The organism is Roseovarius salis, from assembly GCF_044472985.1.
Lineage (GTDB): Bacteria > Pseudomonadota > Alphaproteobacteria > Rhodobacterales > Rhodobacteraceae > Roseovarius > Roseovarius salis.
In genome coordinates this window covers 1-23,304 of record NZ_JBISDG010000007.1, presented here as the reverse complement: position 1 = coordinate 23,304, position 23,304 = coordinate 1, and the positions used below count along the sequence as shown (strand labels likewise).

General features: G+C 65.9%; 26 protein-coding genes, 1 tRNA gene and 1 pseudogene. 18 read left to right on the top strand and 10 right to left on the bottom strand.

Annotated elements, in window-relative coordinates; all coding sequences use genetic code 11:
• The first annotated feature begins 58 nt into the window (after positions 1 to 58).
• Positions 59 to 250, top strand: a complete 192-nt coding sequence (locus ACH13J_RS04005; RefSeq protein ID WP_397542022.1) for a Thivi_2564 family membrane protein — start codon at positions 59 to 61, stop codon at positions 248 to 250.
• 146 nt (positions 251 to 396) lie between these two features.
• Here ACH13J_RS04005 and ACH13J_RS04000 read toward each other — a convergent pair whose 3' ends face one another.
• The gene (locus tag ACH13J_RS04000; protein WP_397542021.1) at positions 397 to 786 is read right to left on the bottom strand and encodes a hypothetical protein; all 390 of its coding nucleotides are present in this window, start codon (positions 784 to 786) and stop codon (positions 397 to 399) included.
• The gene (locus ACH13J_RS03995; RefSeq protein WP_397542020.1) at positions 783 to 1,202 is read right to left on the bottom strand and encodes a hypothetical protein; all 420 of its coding nucleotides are present in this window, start codon (positions 1,200 to 1,202) and stop codon (positions 783 to 785) included. The genes ACH13J_RS04000 and ACH13J_RS03995 overlap by 4 nt, the downstream gene beginning before the upstream one ends.
• 312 nt (positions 1,203 to 1,514) lie before the next feature.
• Between ACH13J_RS03995 and ACH13J_RS03990 the strand changes: the two genes are divergently transcribed.
• The 11 genes from ACH13J_RS03990 (at position 1,515) to ACH13J_RS03940 (ending at position 9,641) form a co-directional block, all read left to right on the top strand.
• Complete coding sequence (locus ACH13J_RS03990; protein WP_397542019.1) at positions 1,515 to 1,829, top strand: hypothetical protein; 315 nt, start codon at positions 1,515 to 1,517, stop codon at positions 1,827 to 1,829.
• Complete coding sequence (locus ACH13J_RS03985) at positions 1,826 to 2,170, top strand: hypothetical protein (RefSeq protein ID WP_397542018.1); 345 nt, start codon at positions 1,826 to 1,828, stop codon at positions 2,168 to 2,170. The genes ACH13J_RS03990 and ACH13J_RS03985 overlap by 4 nt, the downstream gene beginning before the upstream one ends.
• 102 nt (positions 2,171 to 2,272) lie before the next feature.
• Entirely contained in the window at positions 2,273 to 3,340 is a 1,068-nt protein-coding gene (hflK, locus tag ACH13J_RS03980; protein ID WP_397542017.1) for an FtsH protease activity modulator HflK, read from the top strand.
• A complete protein-coding gene (hflC, locus tag ACH13J_RS03975) occupies positions 3,337 to 4,425 on the top strand; it encodes a protease modulator HflC (RefSeq protein WP_397542016.1) in 1,089 nt (362 codons plus the stop codon). Before hflK ends, hflC begins: the two co-directional genes overlap by 4 nt.
• A gap of 23 nt (positions 4,426 to 4,448) precedes the next feature.
• Positions 4,449 to 4,910 carry a phosphate-starvation-inducible PsiE family protein gene (locus ACH13J_RS03970; protein ID WP_397542015.1) on the top strand — a complete coding sequence of 154 codons (462 nt, stop codon included), beginning with the start codon at positions 4,449 to 4,451 and terminating at the stop codon, positions 4,908 to 4,910.
• Between the two features lie 300 nt (positions 4,911 to 5,210).
• Positions 5,211 to 5,690, top strand: a complete 480-nt coding sequence (locus ACH13J_RS03965; protein WP_397542014.1) for a hypothetical protein — start codon at positions 5,211 to 5,213, stop codon at positions 5,688 to 5,690.
• Between the two features lie 197 nt (positions 5,691 to 5,887).
• The gene (locus tag ACH13J_RS03960; protein WP_397542013.1) at positions 5,888 to 6,691 is read left to right on the top strand and encodes a hypothetical protein; all 804 of its coding nucleotides are present in this window, start codon (positions 5,888 to 5,890) and stop codon (positions 6,689 to 6,691) included.
• 34 nt (positions 6,692 to 6,725) lie between these two features.
• The gene (locus ACH13J_RS03955) at positions 6,726 to 7,568 is read left to right on the top strand and encodes a transglutaminase domain-containing protein (protein WP_397542107.1); all 843 of its coding nucleotides are present in this window, start codon (positions 6,726 to 6,728) and stop codon (positions 7,566 to 7,568) included.
• 115 nt (positions 7,569 to 7,683) lie between these two features.
• Positions 7,684 to 8,175 (top strand): hypothetical protein, encoded by a 492-nt coding sequence (locus tag ACH13J_RS03950; RefSeq protein ID WP_397542012.1) that lies wholly within the window; start codon positions 7,684 to 7,686, stop codon positions 8,173 to 8,175.
• Between the two features lie 69 nt (positions 8,176 to 8,244).
• Positions 8,245 to 8,529 carry a hypothetical protein gene (locus ACH13J_RS03945; RefSeq protein ID WP_397542011.1) on the top strand — a complete coding sequence of 95 codons (285 nt, stop codon included), beginning with the start codon at positions 8,245 to 8,247 and terminating at the stop codon, positions 8,527 to 8,529.
• A 245-nt stretch (positions 8,530 to 8,774) separates the two neighbouring features.
• A complete protein-coding gene (locus ACH13J_RS03940) occupies positions 8,775 to 9,641 on the top strand; it encodes a transglutaminase family protein (RefSeq protein WP_397542010.1) in 867 nt (288 codons plus the stop codon).
• Between the two features lie 621 nt (positions 9,642 to 10,262).
• Here the strand turns inward: ACH13J_RS03940 and ACH13J_RS03935 are convergent.
• The 5 genes from ACH13J_RS03935 to ACH13J_RS03915 form a co-directional block, all read right to left on the bottom strand.
• Positions 10,263 to 11,456 (bottom strand): oxidoreductase, encoded by a 1,194-nt coding sequence (locus tag ACH13J_RS03935; RefSeq protein ID WP_397542009.1) that lies wholly within the window; start codon positions 11,454 to 11,456, stop codon positions 10,263 to 10,265.
• Positions 11,457 to 11,629: 173 nt separating this feature from the next.
• Positions 11,630 to 11,706 (bottom strand) — tRNA-Arg (locus ACH13J_RS03930).
• A gap of 59 nt (positions 11,707 to 11,765) precedes the next feature.
• Complete coding sequence (locus ACH13J_RS03925; protein ID WP_397542008.1) at positions 11,766 to 13,160, bottom strand: ATP-binding protein; 1,395 nt, start codon at positions 13,158 to 13,160, stop codon at positions 11,766 to 11,768.
• A gap of 12 nt (positions 13,161 to 13,172) precedes the next feature.
• Positions 13,173 to 14,597, bottom strand: coding sequence for an FAD-dependent oxidoreductase (locus ACH13J_RS03920; protein ID WP_397542007.1), 1,425 nt, complete (start codon positions 14,595 to 14,597; stop codon positions 13,173 to 13,175).
• Complete coding sequence (locus tag ACH13J_RS03915) at positions 14,594 to 15,307, bottom strand: VTT domain-containing protein (protein ID WP_397542006.1); 714 nt, start codon at positions 15,305 to 15,307, stop codon at positions 14,594 to 14,596. The genes ACH13J_RS03920 and ACH13J_RS03915 overlap by 4 nt, the downstream gene beginning before the upstream one ends.
• A gap of 304 nt (positions 15,308 to 15,611) precedes the next feature.
• On the opposite strand from ACH13J_RS03915, the gene rpmH reads away from it, so the two are divergent.
• From rpmH to yidD, 3 genes are read left to right on the top strand one after another with little or no spacing between them, the layout of a single operon-like run.
• Positions 15,612 to 15,746, top strand: a complete 135-nt coding sequence (gene rpmH / locus ACH13J_RS03910) for a 50S ribosomal protein L34 (protein ID WP_397542005.1) — start codon at positions 15,612 to 15,614, stop codon at positions 15,744 to 15,746.
• Positions 15,747 to 15,769: 23 nt separating this feature from the next.
• The gene (rnpA, locus tag ACH13J_RS03905) at positions 15,770 to 16,174 is read left to right on the top strand and encodes a ribonuclease P protein component (RefSeq protein ID WP_397542004.1); all 405 of its coding nucleotides are present in this window, start codon (positions 15,770 to 15,772) and stop codon (positions 16,172 to 16,174) included.
• Entirely contained in the window at positions 16,171 to 16,413 is a 243-nt protein-coding gene (gene yidD, locus ACH13J_RS03900) for a membrane protein insertion efficiency factor YidD (protein ID WP_397542003.1), read from the top strand. Before rnpA ends, yidD begins: the two co-directional genes overlap by 4 nt.
• An 8-nt stretch (positions 16,414 to 16,421) precedes the next feature.
• On the opposite strand, the gene ACH13J_RS03895 is transcribed toward yidD, so the two are convergent.
• Both ACH13J_RS03895 and speB read right to left on the bottom strand, forming a co-directional pair.
• Positions 16,422 to 17,303 (bottom strand): cation diffusion facilitator family transporter, encoded by an 882-nt coding sequence (locus tag ACH13J_RS03895; protein ID WP_397542002.1) that lies wholly within the window; start codon positions 17,301 to 17,303, stop codon positions 16,422 to 16,424.
• A gap of 59 nt (positions 17,304 to 17,362) precedes the next feature.
• Entirely contained in the window at positions 17,363 to 18,325 is a 963-nt protein-coding gene (gene speB, locus ACH13J_RS03890) for an agmatinase (protein ID WP_397542001.1), read from the bottom strand.
• Positions 18,326 to 18,462: 137 nt separating this feature from the next.
• On the opposite strand from speB, the gene guaB reads away from it, so the two are divergent.
• The gene (gene guaB / locus ACH13J_RS03885) at positions 18,463 to 19,911 is read left to right on the top strand and encodes an IMP dehydrogenase (RefSeq protein ID WP_397542000.1); all 1,449 of its coding nucleotides are present in this window, start codon (positions 18,463 to 18,465) and stop codon (positions 19,909 to 19,911) included.
• Here the strand turns inward: guaB and ACH13J_RS03880 are convergent.
• Positions 19,908 to 21,338, bottom strand: coding sequence for a sodium/proline symporter (locus ACH13J_RS03880; RefSeq protein ID WP_397541999.1), 1,431 nt, complete (start codon positions 21,336 to 21,338; stop codon positions 19,908 to 19,910). The genes guaB and ACH13J_RS03880 overlap by 4 nt on opposite strands.
• Before the next feature lie 143 nt (positions 21,339 to 21,481).
• Between ACH13J_RS03880 and ACH13J_RS03875 the strand changes: the two genes are divergently transcribed.
• Entirely contained in the window at positions 21,482 to 22,690 is a 1,209-nt protein-coding gene (locus tag ACH13J_RS03875) for an RsmB/NOP family class I SAM-dependent RNA methyltransferase (protein ID WP_397541998.1), read from the top strand.
• Between the two features lie 62 nt (positions 22,691 to 22,752).
• A pseudogene (locus tag ACH13J_RS03870) lies at positions 22,753 to 23,304 on the top strand (hybrid sensor histidine kinase/response regulator); the annotation flags it as partial.

The following is a 23,304-nucleotide window of genomic DNA, read 5'->3' as shown; positions in this document are numbered from 1 at the left end:
CGACCGTCGCCGGGGCATCACCCGCCCGGCGTGACGCGAGCACAGGAAACCCGATTCAATGTCTCTCATCAATCTGGTCGTCACCCTTGTCGTCGTCGGCGTCTTGCTGTGGGCGATCAACACCTATGTCCCGATGGACCGCAGGATAAAGCAGATCCTGAACGTGGCGGTGGTGATCGTGGTCATCCTCTGGCTGCTGCGCGGCTTCGGGCTTCTCAGCGGGGTCGGCGATATCGGCTTCAGTGGCTGAGACCGTCCCAGTGTCGCCGATCACCCGGCCTCGCAGAAATCAGGCGGGCGATCTTCGGGCGAAGCCGTCGGCCGGGTGTGAGGATCGAGTCGAGCCCGGGCAGCGCGGGGCGCTCCGCTGCGATAGGGGGCCCCGCGCCTCCCGGCCTACCGGGCCGGCGTCTGCTGGTGGGTCAGGCGCAGCCACTTGCCGTCGTCCCTCAGATAGGTCGAGGTGCAGACCGCCTCGTGGATGGGCTCGCCCGCCCGCTCGGCGGACACGCGATAGGCGAGAGCGGCAATCTCGCCCTCGCGCGTGAGGTAGCGCTCGCTCATCTCGACGGAGCGCCACCGCTGGGCGACGTCCTTCTCGCGCCAGATCGCATCGCCCTGAAGGATGCCGGCAGGATAGGGAAAGACGAAGACCGCGCCCCGCGCTGTCATCCGGCGCGCGCTGTCGGCACCGCCGGTCCAGAACCGTTCCTCGAGATCCCAGAGGGTAGCGGCATCCTCCGGCGCCGTCTTTCCATCGGGCGTGGCGGGCGCTGCGGGTGTCATTCGCCTGTCCCCGACGATCCGCCGAAGAACATCTGCGCCGCGAGAAGAAGTGCGGCAGCGATCGCCCAGACCAAACCCGGCGCAAGCGGAGCCCCCTTTGCCGACGCAGGACCGGCCCTGCCGGGACGCGCCGAGCGGTCGGGAAGAAGATGGGCCAGTTCCCGCCCCACCGGGCCATGCGCCTTTTCGAGAGCCGGCACGTCGCGCACGCGCGACAGCAGCGCGCCGAAACGGGTCGCCGCCGCCTCCCGGCCAAGCGCGGCGAGGTCTGCCGCCTCCGCCCAGGGGTCGAGGTTCAATCGCGCAAGTGCCGAGAGAACCGTAACCGGGCTTCCGCGGGGGTCCTCGCCGACGAACGCGTAAAGGAAAGGCTCGAGTTCGGGGGGGTGGGGGTTGAGAACAAGTGGTTCGGACATCGTGATCGTGCTCCTCGATGGAAGGGGGGCGACCGGCTCGCCGTTCACGGCACAACGAACGCAGACGCATTCGTGCAGCCATTTCAGCCATTCTACGCACGCGTCGGCCCACGCGCACTTACACAGGTCAGCCCGGCCGTTCGCCACCCCCGCGCGCCGACGCAGAGCGCGCTGGCCCCGGACTAACCTGCGTCAGCACCCGTCGAGCGGCTCTCGCCTACAAGAGGCCATCCGTTCGACCATCCCGGCGCCAAAACGGCGTCCCGGTCATGGCGATGAACGACGGCTCTGCCAACATCCTGGAGGCCCTGCATGACCACGCGCTCGACCAGATCGACGGTCACCTTCTCCGCCCCGTTCGCCCTCTCGGGTTACCCGGGCGAACTGCCCGCCGGCACCTACGAGGTCGTCGTCGAGGAAGAACTCCTGCAGGGGCTCAGCTTCGAGGGCTGGAGACGCACGGCGACCAGCCTGACCGTGCGCGGCCGGGGCAGCCATGCCGGACGGAGCGAGTCGCACGCGATCTCGGACAGCGACCTCGAGGAGGCGCTGCGACGAGACGCGGCCACGACCAAGACAAACACTCACAGCGAAGCGGCGCTTTCCCCGCAGGAGGATAGAACATGAACACTCCCGAATGGCTCAAACCCGGCATCTATGGCGCACTGATCGGCGCTGTCTTCGTCGGCGTTGTCGGATTCACATGGGGCGGCTGGGTGACCGGTGGCACCTCGAACGACAGGGCGATGGCGATGTCCCGAGACAATGTCGTCGCTTCCATGGTGCCGGTCTGCCTCGACATGGCTCGGTCCGACCCGGCGCGGGCGGACAAGCTGGCAACGATCCGGGCCGCGTCGACCTATCAGAGGCGAAACGCCCTTATGGAGGCTGGTTGGGCAACCATGCCGGGTACTGATGCCCCGGACCGGGACATAGCGGAAGCCTGCCTGAAGGAACTCGACCTCTGAGGGCATGCCGGTCAGAGCCGACCGAGTGATGGCGCAAAACGCGTTACGCCGTGAAACGCGCGCGACACACACCAAACGCAAAATCCAAGCGAGGACATTTCAATGCCGTCTGATGAGAATGGATCTGGAGACCGTGGACCATGGAAAAACAGGCAGACCCGTGCGCCCCCTGAGGTTGACGCAATTCTTCGAAAGGGCCGGGATCGGCTGCACGGTATCTTGCCGGACGGCCCGCCGCCGGTGAGGCGTCTGGCGATCGGGGCTGTCATTGCGCTTGCGGCGTTTGGGGCGTGGTCCTCCTGGTACACGGTGCCCAGCGACTCCGTTGCAATTGTCCAACGGTTCGGGAAATACGCGGCCGAGGTTCCCCCGGGGCTGCACTTCAAGATCCCGTTCGGGGTCGACGCGACAACGCTGGTGCCGGTCAAGCGCCAGCTGAAACAGGAGTTCGGCTTCACGACGCCGGGCGCGACAGACCCCTATCAGAGCCCTACGGACGGTCGCCGCGAGACCGAGATGGTGACGGGAGACCTCAACGCAGCGCTCGTCGAATGGGTGGTGCAGTACCGGATTTCCGAGCCCCGGAAGTTCCTCTTCGAGGTGCGCGAGCCGAGCGCGACGCTCCGTTACGTTTCGGAATCCGTCATGCGCGAGGTTGTGGGGGACCGCACGGTCGACGAGGTGATCACCGTCGGCCGGCAGGAGATCGAAAGCGAGGCGCTTCTGAAGATGCAGGCTCTGGCGACCAAATATGCAATGGGCATCAGCATCGACCAGGTGCAGCTGAAGAACATCAACCCGCCCCAGCCCGTTCAGGCCTCGTTCAATGAGGTCAACCAGGCACAGCAGGAAAAGGAGCGGATCATCAACGAGGCCCGCCGCGAATACAACCGGGTCATTCCTCTGGCCAAGGGCGAAAAGGACCAGCGCATCCGAGAAGCCGACGGGTACCGCCTGAGGCGGATCAACGAGGCTGAGGGCGACGCCGCCCGCTTCACGGCGCTTCTGACGGAATATCGTCAGGCTCCCCAGGTGACGCGGCGCCGGATTTACATCGAAACCCTGCAGGATGTTCTGCCGGGCATCGGTTCCAAGATCATCGTCGACGGGTCCACGGCAAGCATCCTGCCGCTGTTGAACCTTGATCGACAAACAGGAGAGACCCCGTGAAGACCATTTCGTTCATTGCCGCGGGGATCGCCCTGGCCGGCGTCGTCACGGCGTCCTCCGCCGTCTATACGGTCGGCGAAGTGGAGCAGGCCATCATCACCCAGTTCGGCAAGCCCGTGGGCCCGCCCATCACCGAGGCGGGCCTCAAGGTGAAATTCCCCTTCGTTCAGGAGGTCAACCGGATCGATCGCCGGGTCCTGGAGTGGGATGGCTCGCCGTCGGACATGCCGACCAAGGACAAGCTCTACATCTCCGTCGATCTGTTCGCGCGGTGGCAGATCACCGACCCGCTGCAATACTTCCTGCGCCTGCGCGACGAGCGCAGCGCGCAGTCGCGCCTCGACGATATCCTCGGCAGCGAGACGCGGAATGCCGTCGCGAAGCACGAACTTATCGAGATCATTCGGACGACCAAGGGGCGGACGCCACTGCGCGACAATCTTCTGACGGATCAGGAGCTTGCGCAGGATATCGGCGCGCTCGTTCCCATCACCAAGGGGCGGGCGCTGGTCGAAGAGCAGATCTTCGCGGCGGCGGCCGAGAAGGTGCGGGTCTTCGGGATCGAGCTTCTCGACATTCGTTTCAAGCGCATAAACTACAACGAGAGCGTGCGGCCCAAGATTTATGACCGCATGATCTCGGAGCGGCGACAGATCGCCGAACGCTTCCTGTCCGAAGGCAACGGCGAAGCGGCCCGTATTCAAGGCAACAGGGTGCGGGATCTCAACAAGATCCAGTCCGAAGCCTATCGCGCCGTCGAGGAAATCCGCGGCGCCGCTGACGCCGCCGCGGCGGACATCTATGCTGGCGCTTACAATGTCGATGCCGTTTCGGTCGAATTCTTCGACTTCACCCGCACCATGCAGGCCTATGGCGACATGATTTCCGACGACACGACGCTCGTCCTGACGACGGACAGCGACCTGTTCAGATTCCTTCGCGGAATGCAGGTAGAGGCAGACCCCGTTGGCGACCCTCCCGCGGTCCCGGGCGATGGCGGTATAGCGTCAACACACAAAGACCGACCCCAGACAGAAGCCGCGGCGCCGATCGTTGCCCGGACAGATGACGAACCCGGCCAGTAGGTTCATGGCTGGAGTTCGTCATCATGGGTAAGGGCCACCTCGACAGTCCATCCGTGGCGGAGACGGACAAGGCCGATGACCGACATGGAGATACCGGGGCGGGGCGCGGTGAACGGCGATTTGCTCTCGGTCTGTTCCATATGATCGAGCGGTTGTTGCTTGTGGTTATCGTGGCGATGACACTTCTCGCTGTTGTCTTCGAGATCCTGGCCATCTATCGGCTCGGAACCATTCTGCTGGCCGATATCCTCCTGATGTTTCTGTATCTGGAGGTGATTGGCATGGTGTCGGTCTACTATGCGCGGCGCAACTCCGTCTTTGTCTATCCGATATTCATCGCCATCACCGCGGTCGGTCGTCTGGTCGTGCTGCAGGGCAAGGAAATGGCGCCGGAAAACATTCTGATCGAGGCGGCCGCAATTCTTCTCCTTTCACTCTCTGCGCTCGTGATAATCTGGGCGATCGGCAAGCAGGGTGCACAATGACCTTCGATCGCGTTCACAGTACGCGCCTTCTCCCACCCGTCCGCCCCGTGGCAAAGGATTGCTTTTAGGGAAGGCTCGAGACCATTCATGGCGATCAAACCGCCGAGGCCGGCTTCCGCTGCGTTCGAGCGAGACGAGCCGTTTGAGTTTTCACGACCCTAACCTGCGGCAGCACGCGATGTCGGCCCGCCTGGTAGATGGATGGTTGCGAGCTGGATCGTGACCAGCTGACTTTGGCCCGCCGGCATTCGAACTTGCGACGGCCAGGGTCGCTCCCCTCGTCGCGATGGAGGAACATCAGTGACATCAGTCGAAAATCTTTCCACGACACCCGCAGAGACGACCGATCTCGAACGGCGGGTGCTCGCACATGAACGGGTCTTGCAGGCCTTGATCGCGTACATGGCCCGCACCGAGCCGCGGTTCATCGACCACCTTCGAGAACGGTTCGTCGAACCGATGCGGATGGCCCGGCACGAACACGATCATCGAGAAACCGACGACTACGCGGAAGAATTCATTCGCGCCGTTATGCTCCTTGGAGAAGCGCGCGCGCCCAAGGCAAAGGAGCCGGACGTGACTGACAAGCAAGCGGTGCCGCCGAAGAGCAGTGGAGGAAAAGGTTCTTCCATGAACCGGCCAACGCAGCGCGGTGGTGTCGAGGTACGCGAAAGAAACGGCATCTGGGAGGTGCGGGTCGACGGCAAGTTTCGCGGCGACTACCACCAGAAGGAACATGCGCTTGCGGCCGCGGCCTTGCACAAGCTGTCATTGCGATGACCGATAGCACCCGCCCAACACTCCCGCGGGAATTCCCGATCGAGGTAGCCGAGAACGAAGGCATGCCGCCGGGACCAGATTCCATCGGCTTCTCGCCACCATTGGCGCCCACCCGACGGGTCACAGGTACGCTCACGCTTGGGCTATCAAAGACACGGACGGCGACCGACGGACTCCGGTCCGCAAAGGAAATGCCGATGAGGCAGAAAGAGGTACCAACAAGGCGCCCGCTTGCAAGGCTGATCGCGAGGATAACGGTCGCTGCCGGTGTGATCGCGTCCATGGCCTTCCCCGTCCTTGCGCAGGACGGCACCGGGCCGTTGCCACAGAACGCTCAGTCGCGCAGCTATGGCGGAGGCTGGGACTGCGATCTCGGCTATCGGGTGGAGGGCGCCGAATGCCTGGCTCTCGAGATCCCCGAGAATGCCTATGCATCCGGCCGGTCCTACGGCTCGGGCTGGGCTTGTCGTCGCGGGTACGAGGAAACGGGAGGAACGTTCTGTGAGGCGATCCCGGTGCCCGAGAATGCCTTCCTGCGATCGTCCGGCTACGACTGGCAGTGCGATCGTGGGTACCGGCAAGATCGCGAGACCTGCGTTCCCATCGTGCTGCCAGACAACGCCTATCTTTCCGACGATACCTCGGGCTCCGGATGGACCTGCGAACGCGGTTTCACCGCCAGGTCCGGCACCTGCGTTCCGATTGCCGTTCCCGAGAACGGCTATCTCACCAATGCGGACTACGGTGACGAATGGGCTTGCGAGAGGGGCTTCTTTGAGATCGATGGCCGTTGCGATCCCATCACGCTTCCGGCGAACGCCTTTCTGGACACGGCGCCCTACGGGCCGGGATGGCGCTGTGAGCGGGGATTTGAGACCGTCGACACCGCCTGTGTCGAGATCGACCTTCCGGCGAACGCACATCTCGGTCGATTAGGAAACCGTTGGAGCTGCGATCGCGGTTATCGACTTGCGGATGGGGAGTGCGTTCTTGGACGATAGAGCGCCCCGATCGGACCACGGCGACATCCCCGGCATCCGGATGCGGATCGGATGCCGGCTGAAGTACCGGCTGACACAAACGACGCCACTCATCGCCATGCTGAACGTGCACTACTCGCGCTTCGGCGACCCGGAGCGCGCCGATTATCTGGTGACCTCGCCCAGTGTGCCGCTCGATAGCTATCGCGACGGGTTCGGAAACTGGTGCACGCGGATGGTTGCGCCGGCCGGCGATTTCACGTTGTCCACCGACGGAATCTTCCGCGATTGCGGATTGCCCGATCCGGTCGCGCCCGACGCCACGCAAGCGGCTGTCCAGGATCTGCCCTTCGAGACGCTGGTCTATCTTCTCGGCAGTCGCTACTGCGACACGGATCTTCTGTCGGAAGAGGCATGGCGCCGTTTCGAGACCACGCCGCCGGGCTGGGCGCGCGTGCAGGCGATCTGCGATTTCGTGCACTCCGCGGTCTCATTCGACTACATGGAGGCCAGCGCGACGCGCACGGCCTCTCAAACGCTGGTCGGGCGGCAGGGGGTGTGCCGTGACTTTGCCCATCTCGCGATCGCCTTGTGCCGCTGCATGAACATCCCCGCCCGCTATTGCACCGGCTACCTGAGCGAGTTCGGCGAACCCGAGCCCCACGCCCCGCACGACTTCGCGGCCTGGATGGAGGTCTTTCTCGATGGCGGTTGGTGGGTTTTCGATCCGCGCAACAACTCGAGGCGCATGGGACGGATCCTGATCGCCCGAGGCCGGGATGCAGCCGATGTGCCGCTGGCCCAGACTTTCGGGCCGAGTACCCTGACGCAGTTCGACGTCTGGACATGGGACGCAAGACATGACCCAGCCGAGACGGCGCCTGTGTCTCGGAATTGAACCGGTAGCGCCCCATCGCAGGACGGGTGTGTTCCTTCGTCGTCGGCTCGCGAGGCCGGCCGCTCTGCCGGTGTTCCCGTCATGGCATCCCAAGTCACCATTCTGGAGAACCGAGATGACCAATTCGATCAAGACGACCGCCGTATTCCTGCGACCGTTTCAGCTTCCGAGCTTCAACGAGACCCTTCCGCCGGGCGAGTACGAGATCGAGACCCAGCTGCTCGAGCCCGTGGACTGGATCGAACCGGGCACATGGACGTCGTCCGTGCTCGTGCACCTCCATCCGCGCGCCTCGCATCCCGGACTCAGCCGAACGCTGACCGTGCCGCTCGCCGACCTGGAGCATGCCGTTGCCAAGGACAAGCTGACCGGCAAGGCGCTGACGGATTTCCTCCTCGAGGAGATGCTGGCCGATCCGATGATCCGACTTGTCATGCAGGCCGACGGCGTGGCCGAGCAGGACCTTCGCGCCCTCTACTCTCCCCAGGCCGACAAAAGGCAGGCAGAGCAAGACGACCCGTCCAAGACGGGAGAATCCCATTGTGGGAGGCATGCCAGCGATGCCAACCCACGCTCCGGAAGCGCGCGCCCGGGCATCGGAGAGTGACTCCGTTCTTGCACATACGTCGCTCCTTCCAGACGAGAGCTTCGCTCGATGGCATTGTCGAGGCTTCGAATGACCGATGAGCCGATCGATCTCAACGGCCGCAGGTCCGTTGCCGGACAGCGTGCGTCGGAAATGCGACGGCGCCCTGCGAACAGCCAGCCACCATTTGCACTCCCGCAGCAACTCCACCTTGAAAGCCTCGAAGATCAGATACTGGCGGAGCCGGCGCGGACATGGGCCGAAGTCCTGAAAAAGTGGCGCTTCCTTCTCGACCGCTACGCGATGACGCCTGAGGCTGGCGATGAACGCATTCAGAAACTCATCAAGCGTGCCATTGGCGACATGGAGCGATAGAAAAAGCGCGAGGAGCGGAAATGACGATCAAACCAGCGGAGACCGATTTCGGGACAATCAAAGCGTTGGCCGACGTCGCCGCCGAGCGGGCCTGCCTGAGATGCAGGTCGACCTTCTGGAGCGAAGGGTTCAGCGAACGGATATGTTCCCGTTGCAAGAGATCGGCCGTCTGGCGCTCGGCAATTCACGAAGGCAGCGGACAGGGCCGGCGGCGCTCGGGCGGCCGTTCGTCATAGGTCGCACCCATGCCATCCGTCACGATTACTCACACGACAAAATACCAATACGGAACCGAAGTCGCTCTCGGACCGCACAGACTGATGCTCCGTCCGCGGGATACCCGGGATCTCATCCTGACGTCCTTCGACCTCGAGATCAGTCCTGAAGCCCGCAGCGACTGGTCACACGACGTTACCGGCAATGCGGTCGCGACGGCACAGTTCGACACCAACACGACGAGGCTTTCGATCCGGTCTCGCGCGCGCGTGAAACTGCGCGCCCCCGTCTGGCCAGTTTTTCCGATTGCCGCCGCCGCGGCCTCATATCCATTCGTGTATGCACCCGACGATTGGACCGACCTCGGTGATCTGGCGATGCCGCAATATGCGGACGAAACCGGCCGGCTGTCGAATTGGGTTGAACAGTTTGTCATGGCACGGCCAACGGATACGCTCTCCCTGCTGAAGGACATCAGCAACGGCGTCACGGCCGGGATTTCCTACCGGACCCGGGAGACCGAGGGCACGCAGGGGCCGCTGGAGACCCTCGACAGGGCATGGGGATCCTGCCGGGACTTCGCCGTTCTGTTCGCGGAAGCCGTTCGAACGCTTGGCTTCGGGGCCAGGCTTGTGTCTGGATATCTGTTCAATCCCTCCGGAGATCAGGTCGGATCGGTGGACACCGGTTCCACGCACGCCTGGGTCGAGGTGTTCGTCCCCGGCGCGGGCTGGATTCCGTTCGACCCCACCAACAGATCGATCGGGTCCACCAATCTCATTCCCGTCGCCGTCGCGAGGAGGATCCAGCAAGTTGCTCCGGTGACCGGCAGTTTCCACGGTAGAGCCATCGATCTGCTTTCAATGGATGTCACAGTTGATGTTCGAGAGCTCTGAATAGGCGGGAACTCGCACGCTCATCTCTCTAGGCGGGACGGCCTTGGAACTGCTGCCACAGGTCATGGTCGTGGAGCTTGTCGTCCGAACGACAAGAACGCGCGATGAAGTTTGGGCGTGCCAGAGTGACCCGACCTCCGACACGCTCCGAATGAACGCAGCCGATGCGCGGCCGCGCGGCCGGCGAAAACTCGAGCCAGCCTGGTGGGCTCCGAGCGGGTTCTCTGAGCCGTTTGCCTCGCGGATCGTCGTCGGCTGAATCCAAGATGTCGGTCGAGCCAGGTCCACGACCATGGCAGATTGGCAGAGGGCTGTGTGTAGTTCTTTCAATGGCTTGACTTGGAGAACGCTCGCTCCCGGTCGCGTCCCCTCCGCCACTATCATCCTTTCGAACCCGTCCAGACCGTTCACCAGAGGCGGAGTTGCTTCTGTTTTCAAAGGGTTTCGCCGCGCATGGGCGTGCCGCGCTGAGGGCCGTGACAGCAGGCTTGCACGTCTCCTCTTCGAGGTGGCGGCTGTTTCGAGGCGTCGTGACGCGGTGCGGTGTGAGCGCGGTGAGCCGTTGAACCAGAAACCACGTTGGCGCCGATTTGAACGCCGTTGGGGCCATGCCCCGCGGCCTCACGGTTTTTCACGGAATGCATCGTTCCAGAGCGGGACACGCTGCCTGTCGCGCGCGTCATACGCCTCAAGCGCTGCCGAGGCATCCAATTCCGCCTGGCCCTCGCGATCCTCTCCGAGGTCGTTGAGCCGCATGGTGAACCATGCCGTGACCCCGCCGGCCGGCGCCGCCTCGAAGCGCGGAAAGGTCGGGTCCGGGCCCGCGGCCTGCCAATGGCGGGGCAGGTCGGGGTCCAGCACGAGGGCGCGGGCAAGTCCGACCACGTCGACGACACCGCTGGACAGGGCGGCCTCGGCATCCTCGCGCCGCTTGAAGCCGCCTGTCGCCATCAGCGGTGTGCCGGTCGCGCGGCGTGCCCCGGCCGCGAAGTCGAGGAAATACGGCCCTGTCGATGCACGGTCCGAGCTTGACGGCGCCCCCGGGAAATACGTCCCGCCACTGATATCGATCAGGTCCAGACCACGCCGATCCAGCGCCTCGATGACCGCCAAGGCTTCCGAGGGTTCGAGTCCCCCCTCGAGCTGATCGCTGGAATTCAGCTTGAGCGCCACGACGAAAGAGGTGGACACCGAACCACGCACCGCCTCGACGACCTCGAGAAGCAGCTTCATCCGGTTGCCGATGTCCCCGCCATAGGCATCCGTTCGCCGGTTGAAGAGAGGCGACAGGAACTGGCTCAGGAGGAAACCGTGCGCGGCGTGGACCTGGACCCCGGAGAACCCGAGGCTTTCGGCCTGCATCGCGGTTTTCGCGAACTGGTCGGGCAACGCCCGGATCTCGGCCAGGGTGAGCGCGGCCACGCGCAGCTCGGGCAGGTCGATGGCACTCGGGCCCTTCGGTGTCCCGATCCCCGGAGGCGTCAGCGCGCCCGCGTGACCAAGCTGACACCAAATACCGGCGTCTTCGGCGCCGCCGCGACGGGCCAGGGCGCGGAACGCCTCGCGGTCACAACCATCGTGCAGCACGAGGTTGCCGGGTTTCTCGGCGAAACGGGGATCGCCCTGGACTTCGCCGATGATCGAGGCCGCGGCACCGCCCTGCGCCCATCTTTCGTAAAGACGTATCTGTGTCCCGGTCGGGTTGCCGCGCCCGTCGCCCAGCGAGTCGGACATGGCGGATTTCACGATGCGGTTCTTCAAATACGTGCCGTTGGGCAGCGCGAGCGGGGTGAAGAGCTCAGTTTCCTGGGACATGACACTCCCGGTTTTGCGGGTGCATTTCCTGCGACTGGAAAAGGTTTCGAAACGGTTCGATGGAAACCTCAGCCGACGGGAATGCGACAGCCTGTTGGGGAATGCGTAAGGTGCCAACGCCGAAAACAGTCAAATCAGCGGCGTGTTCGAAAATCCGGGTTGTCGGGATCAAGTGGCGGACCGAGGAGGATTCGAACCCCCGACCCCTTGATTCGTAGTCAAGTGCTCTATCCAGCTGAGCTATCGGTCCGTGGGATCGAGCGTTTAGACGCTGAGGAAAGGGGATGCAAGGGGGGCGGTTCAAAATAGTCAGCTACTCCCTGACGACTCGCCGGGCAGCCGGATCACGAAGTGCGTGCCGGTCTCGTCGCTGCGCTCCAGCGTGAGAGAGCCGCCATGGCCGCGCACGAGTTCCTGCGCGATCGAAAGGCCAAGGCCCGTGCCCCCCTTGGAGGCCCCGCCGTGGAACGGCTGGAACAGATGTTCGCGCGCCTTCTGCGGCAGGCCGGGGCCGGTGTCGGAGACGTGTATCATGACCCCCTCCCGCGTTGTCTGCGCGCTTACCCCGATTTGGCCCGCCCGCCCGGTGTCGCTCAAGGCCTGTCGCGCGTTGCGCACGAGGTTGGACAGCACCCGATGCAACTGGTCCGGGTCGGCGCGGACGACGAGACCTGCCGGGATGTCCTCGGAGAAGGTCAGGCCGCTCCCCTCCGCGGCGAGGCGTTCGGTCTCCACCACGTCGGCGACCAGATCCGGCAGGTGGATATCCTCGAATTCGGGTTCCGGCTCTTCGGCGCGGCCGTAGGCAAGGGTTGATTCGCTCAGATGCACGGCGCGGGAGATCGAGTTCACCAGCTTGGGCGCCATCCGCTTGACCTGCGGGTCGTCGCTCATCTCCAGCCTGTCGGTGAAGAGCTGGGCCGAGCTGAGAATGTTGCGCAGGTCGTGGCTGACCTTGGCGACCGCGCCGCCAAGCTGGGCCAGCCGCTCGCGCTGTTTCAGCGCGCCGGTCAGTTGCGTCTGGAGCGATTGCAGCGTCTCCTCGGCCTCGCGCACCTCCGTCACCGTCGAGTTGGGGCGAATGACCCGGCGGCTGTCCTCGGGCGCCGCGGCATAGGACTGCATGTGCCCGACAACCCGCCGGATCGGCCGCACGATCAGCGCCTGGACCGCGATGAACAGCAGGCCGGCGGTGATGACGGATATCACGGCCGAGAGGAGCAGGATGCGCAGGCCGTAATCCAGCAGGGCGTGGCGGAGCGGTTCGGAATCCAGCGTCACCTCGATCAGCAGGCCGGCCATCTGCGAGGGCTCCCCGATCACCCGGATCACTTGTGGCTCGGGATCGACAAGGCATTTCAGCGCGTCGAGGATCAGCTCGTAGGCAGAGGCGCCGCGCAAGTCGAAGGTGGCCGAGACGGGTTCGGGTATGGGCGAGCTGAGAACCAGTTGCCGCGCCGCATCGCGCCGGAGCACCACGTTGTAGACGCCCGCGTTGGCCAGCAGCTCCTCCTGCAGGTCCGCGCCGATGTCCTCCTCGGCCAGCAGCGCGAGCGAGGCGATCTGCGCCCGCTCCAGCCGCGCCTGCAGGAAATCCTCGCGGAAACGCGCGACCGAGGGCACGAAGATTAGCACCTCGGCCAACATCACGAACGCCACCGTCAGCACGAGAAAGCGTCCGGAAAGGGATTTGAGAAACGTCATTTGCCGCCCGCTTCAGGGGAGCCAGCGCTGCACCAGCCCCACAACCGTCTTTATCAGAGGTTTATCAAACAGCCGGGGCGAGAAATAGGCCCCGGCGGCGCGTTTGTTGATCTCGCTCAGGGTGGGGTAGGGGGCAACCATCGCGGCGATCTGTCCCATCTTCATCCGGTTGGCGATGGCCAGTGACCACAGCCCGGCCTGTTCGGCCGCGTGCGGCCCGACGATAGAGACGCCCACGGGGCGTCCGCGCACGACCATCAGCTTGATGCCGCCACGCGTGTCGCGCTGCGCGACGGCACGGTCGTTCCCGGCATAATCTGCGCGCGCGACCTCCACACGGTCACCGAAACGGCGGCGTGCCTCCTGTTCGGTCAGGCCGATCTGCGCGAGCTCGGGGTCGGTATACGTGGCGCGGGGCAGATGCGCGGTCGCCGCCTTCGCTGGCAGACCGAACAGCGCCGAGCGCAGGATCACGCTCGCGTGGTATCCGGCCACGTGCGTGAACGGCATTTGCCCGGTGACGTCCCCGATGGCATAGACCCGGCGGTTGGTGGTCCTCAGCCCCGCATCGACGCGGATGCCCGCCGATGTGGCCTCTATCCCCGCCGCCTCGAGGTCGAGCCGCCCGGTGTTGGGGCGCCGCCCCACCGCAACCAGCAGGTGCGTGCCCCCGAAGCGGCGCCCATCCTCGGCCTGCACCTCGACGCCGCCATCCGTTGCGCGGATCTGCGCGGCGACCGCGCGCTGCGCGATCTCCACGCCCTCGGCGCGCAGGCTGTCACAGACGGTCGCGGCCATTTCCGGATCATCACGGCCAAGCGCGCGATCACCCTCGATCACGGTGACATGGCTTCCCAGGCGGGCGTGGGCCTGCGCCATTTCCATCCCGACCGGCCCGCCGCCGACGATCAACAGATGCGCCGGCCGCTCGCGCAGCGCGAAGATCGTCTCGTTGGTGTGGTAGGGCACGGTCTCCAAACCCGGGATGGGCGGCACCAGCGGTGCGGAGCCCGTGGCGATCACGCTTCGGCGGGCGCGGATGACCTTGTCGCCGGCACGCACCTCGGTTGGCGAGATGAAGGTGCCGTATTCCCTGATGACCCGGACGCCCAGTCTCTCGAACCGTTCCACGCTGTCATGCGGCGCGATCCGGGCGATCACTTCGGCCACGTGGTCCTTTGCGGCGGCGTAATCCACCTTGGCGGCGGCGTCGGCGACGCCGAAGACCGCGCTGTGGGCCTGTGCGTGTGCGGCGGCGCCGCTGGCAATGAGCGCCTTGGAGGGGATGCAGCCGTGGTTGAGGCAATCCCCGCCCATGGCGCCGCCCTCCAGCAGGACGACACGCGCGCCCATCTGCACGGCCCCGGCCGCGGCTGACAGCCCGCCGGACCCCGCGCCGATGACCAGCAGATCGGTCGTGATGCGCTCAGCCGTCATATGTCTTTGCGCCCGCGCAGCGTCTTGATGACGATGGGCAGCGCGGCCAGCACGCAGAGCCCGAGGATCGGACCGATGACCTGTGGCTCCCACAGCAGCGACAGGTCCGGGCTCTCGCCGCGATCGAAAACCTCTCCGAGGCCGACACCGATCCAGGTGTAGACGACAGCCCCGGGAACGATGCCCAGCACGGTGGTCCAGGCGAAATTCACCAGCCGCACCCCCACGAGGGCCGGCATCAGGTTGGCCACGAAGAAGGGCACCGCCGGCACCAGCCGCATCAGCAGCAGCACGCTGATTTCATGCTGCCGCAGCCCCTCGCGAATGCGCCTGAGCGTGCCGTCCGAGGCGTCCAGCCGGGCGGCGAGCATCCAGCCAAGGCCATGGCGCGCGGCAAGGAAGATCACGACCGCCCCGAGCGAGGCGGCGAGCACGTTGAACAGCGTGCCAACGCCCAGCCCGAACAGGAAACCGCCCGTGACCGACGCCACCGCCGCGCCGGGCAGCGAGAACGCCACGATGACGAAATAGGCGCCGAGAAAGACGATGGCGAGGCCCGCGAAATTGGCGTCGCGGAACGCAAGCAAAGACTCGCGGTTGGCGCGCAGCGTCTCGAAGCTGAGGTAGTCGCCGAGGAGGAAGAATCCGGCCACCGCGACCGTCAGGATGACGGCGAGGGGCAGGTGGCGCAAAAGAGGGCGTTCAGCCATTCGGCTTGCCTGTTGCATGATGGATGCCTGATCGGTTCATGGTTCCCCCTACATGCGCGAGCGGCGGGCGGCACGCCAGTGCCCTCACGCGGGGGTGATGCCAATTGAGGGCGCGATGACCGGGATGGGCCGTTATTGCAAATATTGTAACATTGCCGGTCCCCGGCCCCCTGATTTGTTGCAAATCCGCATGCCGCGGGTTTGACTTGGCCAGCCGGCGACACTATAGAGCGGGCTTCGAACACATGTCCCGGGCCGGCGGCGATTCCTCTTCGTCGGGCCCGCAAGACCGGAGACCGCAGCGATGAAACGCACCTACCAACCCTCGAACCTGGTCCGCAAGCGCCGCCACGGGTTTCGCGCGCGCATGGCAACCAAGGGCGGCCGCAAGGTTCTCAACGCGCGCCGTGCACGCGGCCGCAAGACCCTGAGCGCCTGAGCCGCGTCCGCCGCGGACCTCCAATGATTCCGTCACCGCCGGAGACGCCCGGAACCGACCCGGGAACTGCGTTGCCGGAGTTGTCGTTTCATGTCGAACGCCTGCGCAAGCGGGCGGATTTTCTCGCGCTCAACCGTGGCCGCCGCCAAGGCACAGCCTCGATGCTGGTACAGGGGCGGGACCGCGCGGACGGGTGCGGAACCGTGCGCGTCGGCTTCACCTGTTCCCGCAAGGTCGGCAACGCCGTCGCACGCAACCGCGCCAAGCGGCGCCTGCGCGAGGTGGCGCGCCAGTTGCTGCCCGTTCACGGGCGGCCGGGATGGGATTACGCGCTGATCGGCCGGCGGACCGAGACGGCCGAGCGCCCGTTCGAGGATCTCAAGCGCGATTTCCGCTATGCGCTGAGAAAGCTGCACGGCGAGACATGAGCCCGCTTGCCCGCCTTCTGTCACTGCCGGTCAAGGGGTATCGGCTGGTATTTTCGCCATGGGTGGGCTGGCACTGCCGGTATCAACCCACCTGCAGCCAGTACGCGCTGGAGGCGCTGGAAAAACACGGCGCACTCCTGGGTGGATGGATGGCCGTGAAACGCATCGCGCGCTGCAACCCGTGGGGGCGGTGCGGCTATGATCCTGTCCCCGATCGCGAAACCGTTCCGCGGCGATAGCCGTCCCGTCACCCTCCGCCGGGCGCGGGGTCGTCATGTCCGATCGTCCGGGGCCGTGGACAGGCATGCCGCGCGCATTCCATCTCCAGCGTGCTGTGCGCGATCCCGTACTCAGACTGCAGCACGTCCCGGCAATGCGCCTTGATGGCGTCCGCGCGCGCCCAGTGACCTTCCCGGATGGTGATATGGCAGTCCAGCGAGGGTTGATTTTCCTGCATCTGCCAGAGATGCACGTGGTGTATGTCCTGCACGCCATCGACCTGACGCAGGCGCTCGATCACGGCCTCGGTGTCGATGTCGGGCGGGCTGCCCAGCATCAGGATGCGGATGACGGCACCGATCTCGCTCAGCGCCTGCCAGAGGATGTAGCCCGCGATCAGCAACGTGACCGCCGGGTCTACGAGACGCCAGTCATAGAGCAGGATCAGCGTGCCGGCCACGATCACCGCGAGCGAGCCGAGCGCATCCGCGAGATTGTGCAGGAACGCGGCGCGGATATTGACGCTGGACTTGGACATTGCGTGGGTGAGCATCGCCGTGATGGCGTCCACAGCCAGCGCCACGGCCGCGACAACCACGATCAGCCAGCCGTCCACGGGTTGAGGAGAGACCGCGCGCATCACGGCCTCGTAGACGAGGTAGAGCCCCATCACGATCAGCGTCGTGTAATTGATCAGCGCCGCCGCGATCTCGGCGCGACCGTAGCCGAACGTCATGTTGCCATCGGCGGGGCGGCGGGCGATCCGGCGTGCCACGAAGGCGACGATCAGCGAGAGCGCGTCGGAGAAATTGTGCAGCGCGTCGGCGATCAGGGCGAGGCTGCCGGCAAGGATGCCGCCCCCGACCTGTATGACCGTCAGGCCAAGATTGACGGCAATCGCCCAGAGCATCCGCGCGTCTCCCGTGCCGGGATGGTGGTGATGGTGGTGCTCTGCCAAGGTGTATCGCGCTAGGCTGCCGCCCCGCGGGCGTGGAACACGAACCCCAACAGGTTCAGCAGCAACTGCGCGGCAAGGACCTGGGTGCTGCCGGTTGGGTCGTAATCGGGGGCCACCTCGACAAGGTCGATGCCGGCCACTTCGTGCCGCCGCGTCACCTCCTGCAGGATTTCGAGGACCTCGTAATACAGGAACCCGCCATGGCTGGGCGTGCCGGTCCCCGGCGCGATGGACGGGCAGAAGGCGTCGATGTCTATGGTGATGTAGACCCGCGCGCCCTCGGGGATGCGTGCGGCCGTGGGCCCGGGGCCCAGCCTGCGTGCCTGTCGCACCGACAGGATATCGGCCCCCATGGCGCGGGCGTCATCGTACCCTTCCTTCGCCGTCGAACTGACATTGCGGATGCCGAGCTGGGTAAGGCCGGTCACGTAGGGCTTTTCGGCGGCCCGGCGCATCGGGTTGCCGTGGCCGAACCGCACGCCGTGGCGTTCGTCGACGAAATCGAGATGCGCGTCGAGCTGCAGGATATGGATGTCGCCTTGGCCCTCGAAGGCGTTGATGCATGGGATGTTGACCGAATGATCGCCCCCGATCACCACCGGCAATGCGCCGGCCCCCAGGATCGCGCGAACCCCCGCGGCGATATTGGCGTGGCTTGTCGCTGTGTCGGTGTGCACGATATCGGCATCCCCCAGATCGACGATGCGCACCTCCGGTCCCAGATAGGTGACGTCGTCCTCGTGATCGTAGGCGCCGGCATGGCCGAAGCTGAACAGCGTGGACGCCTCGCGCACGCCGCGCGGGCCGAACCGGGCGCCCGGGCGGTACTGCGTGCCGCAATCGAACGGCGCGCCCAGTATGGCGGCGTCGGCCTCTATCGCCGTCCAGTCGGGGACGTAGGGGCGCTTGCCGAAGGTCGATATTCCAACGAACGGCAGGTCCAGCCGCCCGCCAGCGTAGCCATGTTGCGCCATGCCGCGTCTCCTTGGTGTCAGAACTGGTGCGAAGGTGACCCGTTTGGCCGCGCACGGCAAGGCGCGAATGGCCCTTTCAACTGCGCGCGATCCGTGCAATAGGGACGTGCCAAACAATCTGTCCATGGAGAGACCCGATGCAGATTCGTGAGGCGCTGACCTTCGATGACGTGCTGCTTGTACCCGCCAAGTCGAGCGTCCTGCCCAACACGGCAGACACGCGCACCAGGGCGACGAAGTCGATCGATCTCAATATCCCCTTGCTCAGCTCGGCCATGGACACGGTGACCGAGGCGCGGATGGCCATCAGCATGGCGCAGGCCGGTGGCATCGGCGTGATTCACCGCAATCTCGACACCGCCGACCAGGCGCGCGAGGTGCGCCGCGTCAAGCGGTTCGAGAGCGGCATCGTCTACAACCCCGTCACGCTGACACCCGACCAGACGCTTGCGGATGCCAAGGCGCTGACCGAGCGCTACGGTTTTACTGGCTTTCCGGTCATCGACGAGAAACGCCGCGTGGTGGGCATCGTGACGAACCGCGACATGCGCTTCGCGGCCGCGGATGACACGCCCGTGCACGTCATGATGACTTCGGACAACCTGGCCATTCTGCGCGAGCCGGCCGACCTCGACGAGGCCAAGTCGATGATGAAGGCGCGGCGCATCGAAAAGCTGCTGGTCACCGATGGCGAGGGCCGGCTCACCGGCCTTCTGACGCTGAAGGATACCGAGCAGGCGGTGCTCAACCCCACCGCCTGCAAGGACCACCTCGGGCGGCTGCGCGTGGCGGCGGCCTCGACCGTGGGCGACGCCGGGTACGAGCGGTCGCAGGCTCTGGTCGATGCGGGTGTCGACATGATCGTGATCGACACCGCGCACGGCCATTCCGAGAGCGTTGCCGAGGCCGTGACGCGCGCCAAGAGCCTCAGCAACGAGGTTCAGATCGTCGCCGGCAACGTCGCGACCGCCGAGGCCACCCGCGCCCTGATCGATGCGGGGGCGGACGCGATCAAGGTCGGCATCGGGCCGGGCAGTATCTGCACCACGCGGATGGTCGCCGGCGTCGGCATGCCACAGCTCACCGCGATCATGGATTGCGCCGAGGCGGCGGGTGACGTGCCCGTGATCGCCGATGGCGGCATCAAGTTCTCGGGCGATTTCGCCAAGGCGATCGCTGCCGGCGCCTCCTGCGCGATGGTGGGCTCGATGCTGGCGGGCACCGATGAAAGCCCGGGCGAGGTGATCCTTTACCAGGGGCGCAGTTTCAAGGCCTATCGCGGGATGGGCTCTATGGGGGCCATGGCCCGCGGTAGTGCCGACCGCTACTTCCAGAAGGATGCCGCCAGCGACAAGCTCGTGCCCGAGGGGATAGAAGGGCAGGTGCCCTACAAGGGATCGGCCGGAACCGTCGTGCACCAGCTCGTGGGCGGGCTGAGGGCCGCCATGGGGTATACCGGTTGCGCCACGGTCGAGGAGATGCGCCGCGATTGCCATTTCGTGCGCATCACGGGCTCCGGCCTCAAGGAAAGCCACGTGCACGACGTGCAGATCACCCGCGAGAGCCCAAATTACCGCATCGGCTAACCGGGTTCCCGCCGGGCCTTGAGCCGCCGCATGACATGGTAGGCAAGGAATGCCGCGATAATCCCCGGCATGGCCTTGAACACGTCGTCGTCAAACCCCGACAGGTGCCAGGCCGTCACCGCGGCGAGCCCCGCGGCCATGGCCGCAAGCCCCGTGCCCGAGGGCAGGGGCCAGCGGAACAGGCGAAAGAACAGCACCGGTCCGAGCGTCGCCCCGAGCCCTGACCACGCGATGAGAACAAGGTCGAACACCGTTTCCGGCGCGTAGAGCGCGATACCCAGTGCAAGGGCCAGAACCGCGCCGGTTGCCAGTTTCGACGCGAGGTAGCTTTCACGCCAGCGGGGCATCATGTCCTGCGTGATCACGCCTGAGCACAGGATGATCTGGCTGTCCGCCGTCGACACGGTGGCCGCGAAGAGCCCGGCCAGCGCGACGCCCACGAACACTTCCGGCAAAAGCTCCATCGTCATGAGCGGCAGCGCCAGCTCCGTGGGGTCGGGCACGGCATCGGTGCCGGGCAGTCCGGCCAGGTCGGGCAGTACCGCCCGCGCGTAAAGGCCCACGGCGATACAGGCCATCCAGAACGGCACGAACCACGCGAAATAGAACAGCCGCGCCTTGCGGATGCCACGGGTGTGGTCCATCGCGATGAGCCGGGTCATCAGGTGCGGCTGGCCCAGCGTGCCGAGCCCCGCAAACACGAAACCCAGCACGAAAAGCAGCGGACCGAAGGCGAGGTCCGCGGGGAATACCGACAGTAGAGCCGGGTCGAGCGCCCGCAGTTTTTCGGCCAGCGTGACGGGGCCGCCGACCTCCATCCCTCCGGCGATCAGGATGAGCGCGATCGAGACCAGCATCACCGCTGATTGCGCGGCGTCGGTCCAGATGTCGGCGCGGATGCCCCCGGCGAAGGAATAGAGGATCACGATCGCCGCCCCGATCCAGACCCCCGTGGCCGGGTGCCAGTCGAACAGCGCATGCAGCGCCGTGCTGCCCGCCTTGAGCTGGGCGGCGGCATAGAGCCCCAGGAATACGAAGGTCAGCGCGCTCGCGGCCACCACGAGCGAGCGGCGCGGCCCCTCCGGCCCTGTGGCCAGGATCGCCGTGACGGTGATCGTCCCGGCGGCCCCGGAGCGTGCCCTGAGCCGCGGGTAGAGCCGCCACCACGCGATCGCGTCGCCGATGATCCAGCCGACCATCATCCAGATCGTCTCGATCCCCAGCCGGTAGCTGGCCGCGATCATGCCGATGAACATGAAACCGCTGTTGTTCGTCGCCACGGTCGAGAGTGCCGTTAGCCATGGCGGCACCGAGCGGCTGGCCAGCAGGTAATCCTCGGTGGTGGCCTTCTTGCCGATCACCGACGCTGCCCCGGCCAGGATGACCGCCAGGGTAACGAGGATGAAGCTGACGACCGTAACACCCATTGCCGCCGATGGTATCCAACCAGCCGGGCGATACAACCGTGCGGCATCTTTCCCGCGCCGCGGCGACGCGTTACAGAAGCGATGCACTCCGCCCGAAGGACCGCCATGATCCATGCCTTTTGCTTGTCCCCGGGGTTGCGTCCGTGACCCCCGGCGCGCGCGTCGCTGCGGCCATCGCGGTGCTCGACCGCGTTCTTGCGGATGACCCCGCCGAGGCCTGTCTGACGAACTGGGCGCGGGGCGCGCGCTATGCCGGTTCCAAGGACCGTGCGGCCGTGCGCGACCATGTTTTCCAGGCACTGCGTTGCCGGCGCTCCTATGCGTGCCTTGGCGGGGCCGCGACCGGGCGGGGGCTGATGATCGGGATGCTCCGCGACGCGGGCACGGATCCCGGCACATTGTTTACAGGGCTGGGGCATGCTCCGCCGCCTCTTGCCCCGGCGGAACGCACGGCCGGTGCGCCCCCCGTGGCCGAGGGCGACAGGATGGACCTGCCGGACTGGCTTGTCGGGGAATTCCGCGATTCGCTTGGCGATGACGCCTGTACCGCGGCGCGCGCGCTCAGGGACAGGGCGCCGGTGATGCTTCGGGTCAATCGGCGCATGAACAGTGTTTCCCAAGCCATTGAAATGTTGATGGAGGATGGCATCCAGGCCAGGCAAGCGGACATCGCTGACACCGCGGTCGTCGTGACGGCGAACGCGCGCCGGGTCGGGCTGTCGTCGGCCTACCAGGAGGGGTGCGTGGAACTGCAGGACGGCAGCAGCCAGGCGGCGATGGCCCGGCTGCATGTGCCGGCGGGCGCGCGCGTGCTGGATTATTGCGCGGGGGGCGGTGGAAAGGTGCTGGCACTGGCGGCGCGGGCCGACGCCATGTTCCTTGCGCATGACGCGGATGCAGGGCGCATGACCGATCTGCCGGCCAGGGCGCGCCGGGCGGGTGTGCGGGTTGATATTCTCGCTCCAGGCAAGGCTGCCGAGCAGGCGCCCTACGATCTCGTCCTGTGCGACGTGCCGTGCTCCGGCAGCGGCACCTGGCGGCGCGCGCCGGATGCGAAATGGCGGATGACACCGGCGCGGCTGGAGTCGCTGCGTGCGATACAGGCCGAGATCCTGCGCACCGCCATGCCGCTTGTCCGGCCCGGAGGCTTGCTGGCTTACGCCACGTGCTCCGTGCTGAGATCCGAGAACGAGGCGCAGATCGCCCGTTTCACCGCGGAATGTCCGGGCTGGCGGGTCGAGGAGGAGGTCCGCTGGCCGATCGGCCCCAACGGCGACGGGTTCTTCCTCGCTCAACTCAGGAATGTCGGGGCTGGGGGGGCAACCTTGACGGGTTTTCCGGGCGCTCATTAAACTGCCGTTAGTATTTTTTCGGCAAGCACCGGGCATGGCTTGCCAGAATACGGGGAAGTGACGTGCAGTCCGACACATCGGCCGGTCAACAGTTGCAGCACGCGGCGATGTTGCTGCGCCCGCGTGGCAAGGCGATCATCGGTGCGGCGCTGGTGTTTGCCGCGGCGGCGGTCGTGGTCGGGCACGATTTCGCCCGGCTGACCCTCCTGCTGCTTGCGGTCTCTCTCGGCGGTGCTTTCGTGTGGGTCCGGCTGTCCGGGGTGCGCGCCAACTGGGCGGCGCGGGATATCCTCGGATCGGTGGCGGACATCACCGCCAACGACCCGGTGCCTGCCGTGCTGACCGGGCCCGACCGCGTCATCATCCATGCCAACCCGGCCGCGCGGGCACACCTTGCCTCCGGGGGCGAGGTGACGCTGGCCGACGCCCTTGGCGGTATCCTGGCCAACCCTGCGCCCGTCCTGACGCATCTTCACGACGAGATCGTGGCGCGTGGTGCGGCGCGGCGCGAGGTCGCGACCAGGGAGACGGTGGTGCGGCTGAGCGTGCACCGCGTCGGGCCGCGGCACGCGCTCTGGAGGGTCGAGATGCTGGCCGCGTCCGCCGCGCCGACC

Bases quoted from the DNA above. Each gene is read 5' to 3' on its own strand.
- ACH13J_RS04005 (WP_397542022.1), top strand. From the start codon at position 59: ATGTCTCTCATCAATCTGGTCGTCACCCTTGTCGTCGTCGGCGTCTTG.
- ACH13J_RS04000 (WP_397542021.1), bottom strand. From the start codon at position 786: ATGACACCCGCAGCGCCCGCCACGCCCGATGGAAAGACGGCGCCGGAG.
- ACH13J_RS03995 (WP_397542020.1), bottom strand. From the start codon at position 1,202: ATGTCCGAACCACTTGTTCTCAACCCCCACCCCCCCGAACTCGAGCCT.
- ACH13J_RS03990 (WP_397542019.1), top strand. From the start codon at position 1,515: ATGACCACGCGCTCGACCAGATCGACGGTCACCTTCTCCGCCCCGTTC.
- ACH13J_RS03985 (WP_397542018.1), top strand. From the start codon at position 1,826: ATGAACACTCCCGAATGGCTCAAACCCGGCATCTATGGCGCACTGATC.
- hflK (WP_397542017.1), top strand. From the start codon at position 2,273: ATGCCGTCTGATGAGAATGGATCTGGAGACCGTGGACCATGGAAAAAC.
- ACH13J_RS03970 (WP_397542015.1), top strand. From the start codon at position 4,449: ATGGGTAAGGGCCACCTCGACAGTCCATCCGTGGCGGAGACGGACAAG.
- ACH13J_RS03960 (WP_397542013.1), top strand. From the start codon at position 5,888: ATGAGGCAGAAAGAGGTACCAACAAGGCGCCCGCTTGCAAGGCTGATC.
- ACH13J_RS03950 (WP_397542012.1), top strand. From the start codon at position 7,684: ATGACCAATTCGATCAAGACGACCGCCGTATTCCTGCGACCGTTTCAG.
- ACH13J_RS03945 (WP_397542011.1), top strand. From the start codon at position 8,245: ATGACCGATGAGCCGATCGATCTCAACGGCCGCAGGTCCGTTGCCGGA.
- ACH13J_RS03940 (WP_397542010.1), top strand. From the start codon at position 8,775: ATGCCATCCGTCACGATTACTCACACGACAAAATACCAATACGGAACC.
- ACH13J_RS03935 (WP_397542009.1), bottom strand. From the start codon at position 11,456: ATGTCCCAGGAAACTGAGCTCTTCACCCCGCTCGCGCTGCCCAACGGC.
- ACH13J_RS03925 (WP_397542008.1), bottom strand. From the start codon at position 13,160: ATGACGTTTCTCAAATCCCTTTCCGGACGCTTTCTCGTGCTGACGGTG.
- ACH13J_RS03920 (WP_397542007.1), bottom strand. From the start codon at position 14,597: ATGACGGCTGAGCGCATCACGACCGATCTGCTGGTCATCGGCGCGGGG.
- ACH13J_RS03915 (WP_397542006.1), bottom strand. From the start codon at position 15,307: ATGGCTGAACGCCCTCTTTTGCGCCACCTGCCCCTCGCCGTCATCCTG.
- rpmH (WP_397542005.1), top strand. From the start codon at position 15,612: ATGAAACGCACCTACCAACCCTCGAACCTGGTCCGCAAGCGCCGCCAC.
- rnpA (WP_397542004.1), top strand. From the start codon at position 15,770: ATGATTCCGTCACCGCCGGAGACGCCCGGAACCGACCCGGGAACTGCG.
- yidD (WP_397542003.1), top strand. From the start codon at position 16,171: ATGAGCCCGCTTGCCCGCCTTCTGTCACTGCCGGTCAAGGGGTATCGG.
- ACH13J_RS03895 (WP_397542002.1), bottom strand. From the start codon at position 17,303: ATGCTCTGGGCGATTGCCGTCAATCTTGGCCTGACGGTCATACAGGTC.
- speB (WP_397542001.1), bottom strand. From the start codon at position 18,325: ATGGCGCAACATGGCTACGCTGGCGGGCGGCTGGACCTGCCGTTCGTT.
- guaB (WP_397542000.1), top strand. From the start codon at position 18,463: ATGCAGATTCGTGAGGCGCTGACCTTCGATGACGTGCTGCTTGTACCC.
- ACH13J_RS03880 (WP_397541999.1), bottom strand. From the start codon at position 21,338: ATGGGTGTTACGGTCGTCAGCTTCATCCTCGTTACCCTGGCGGTCATC.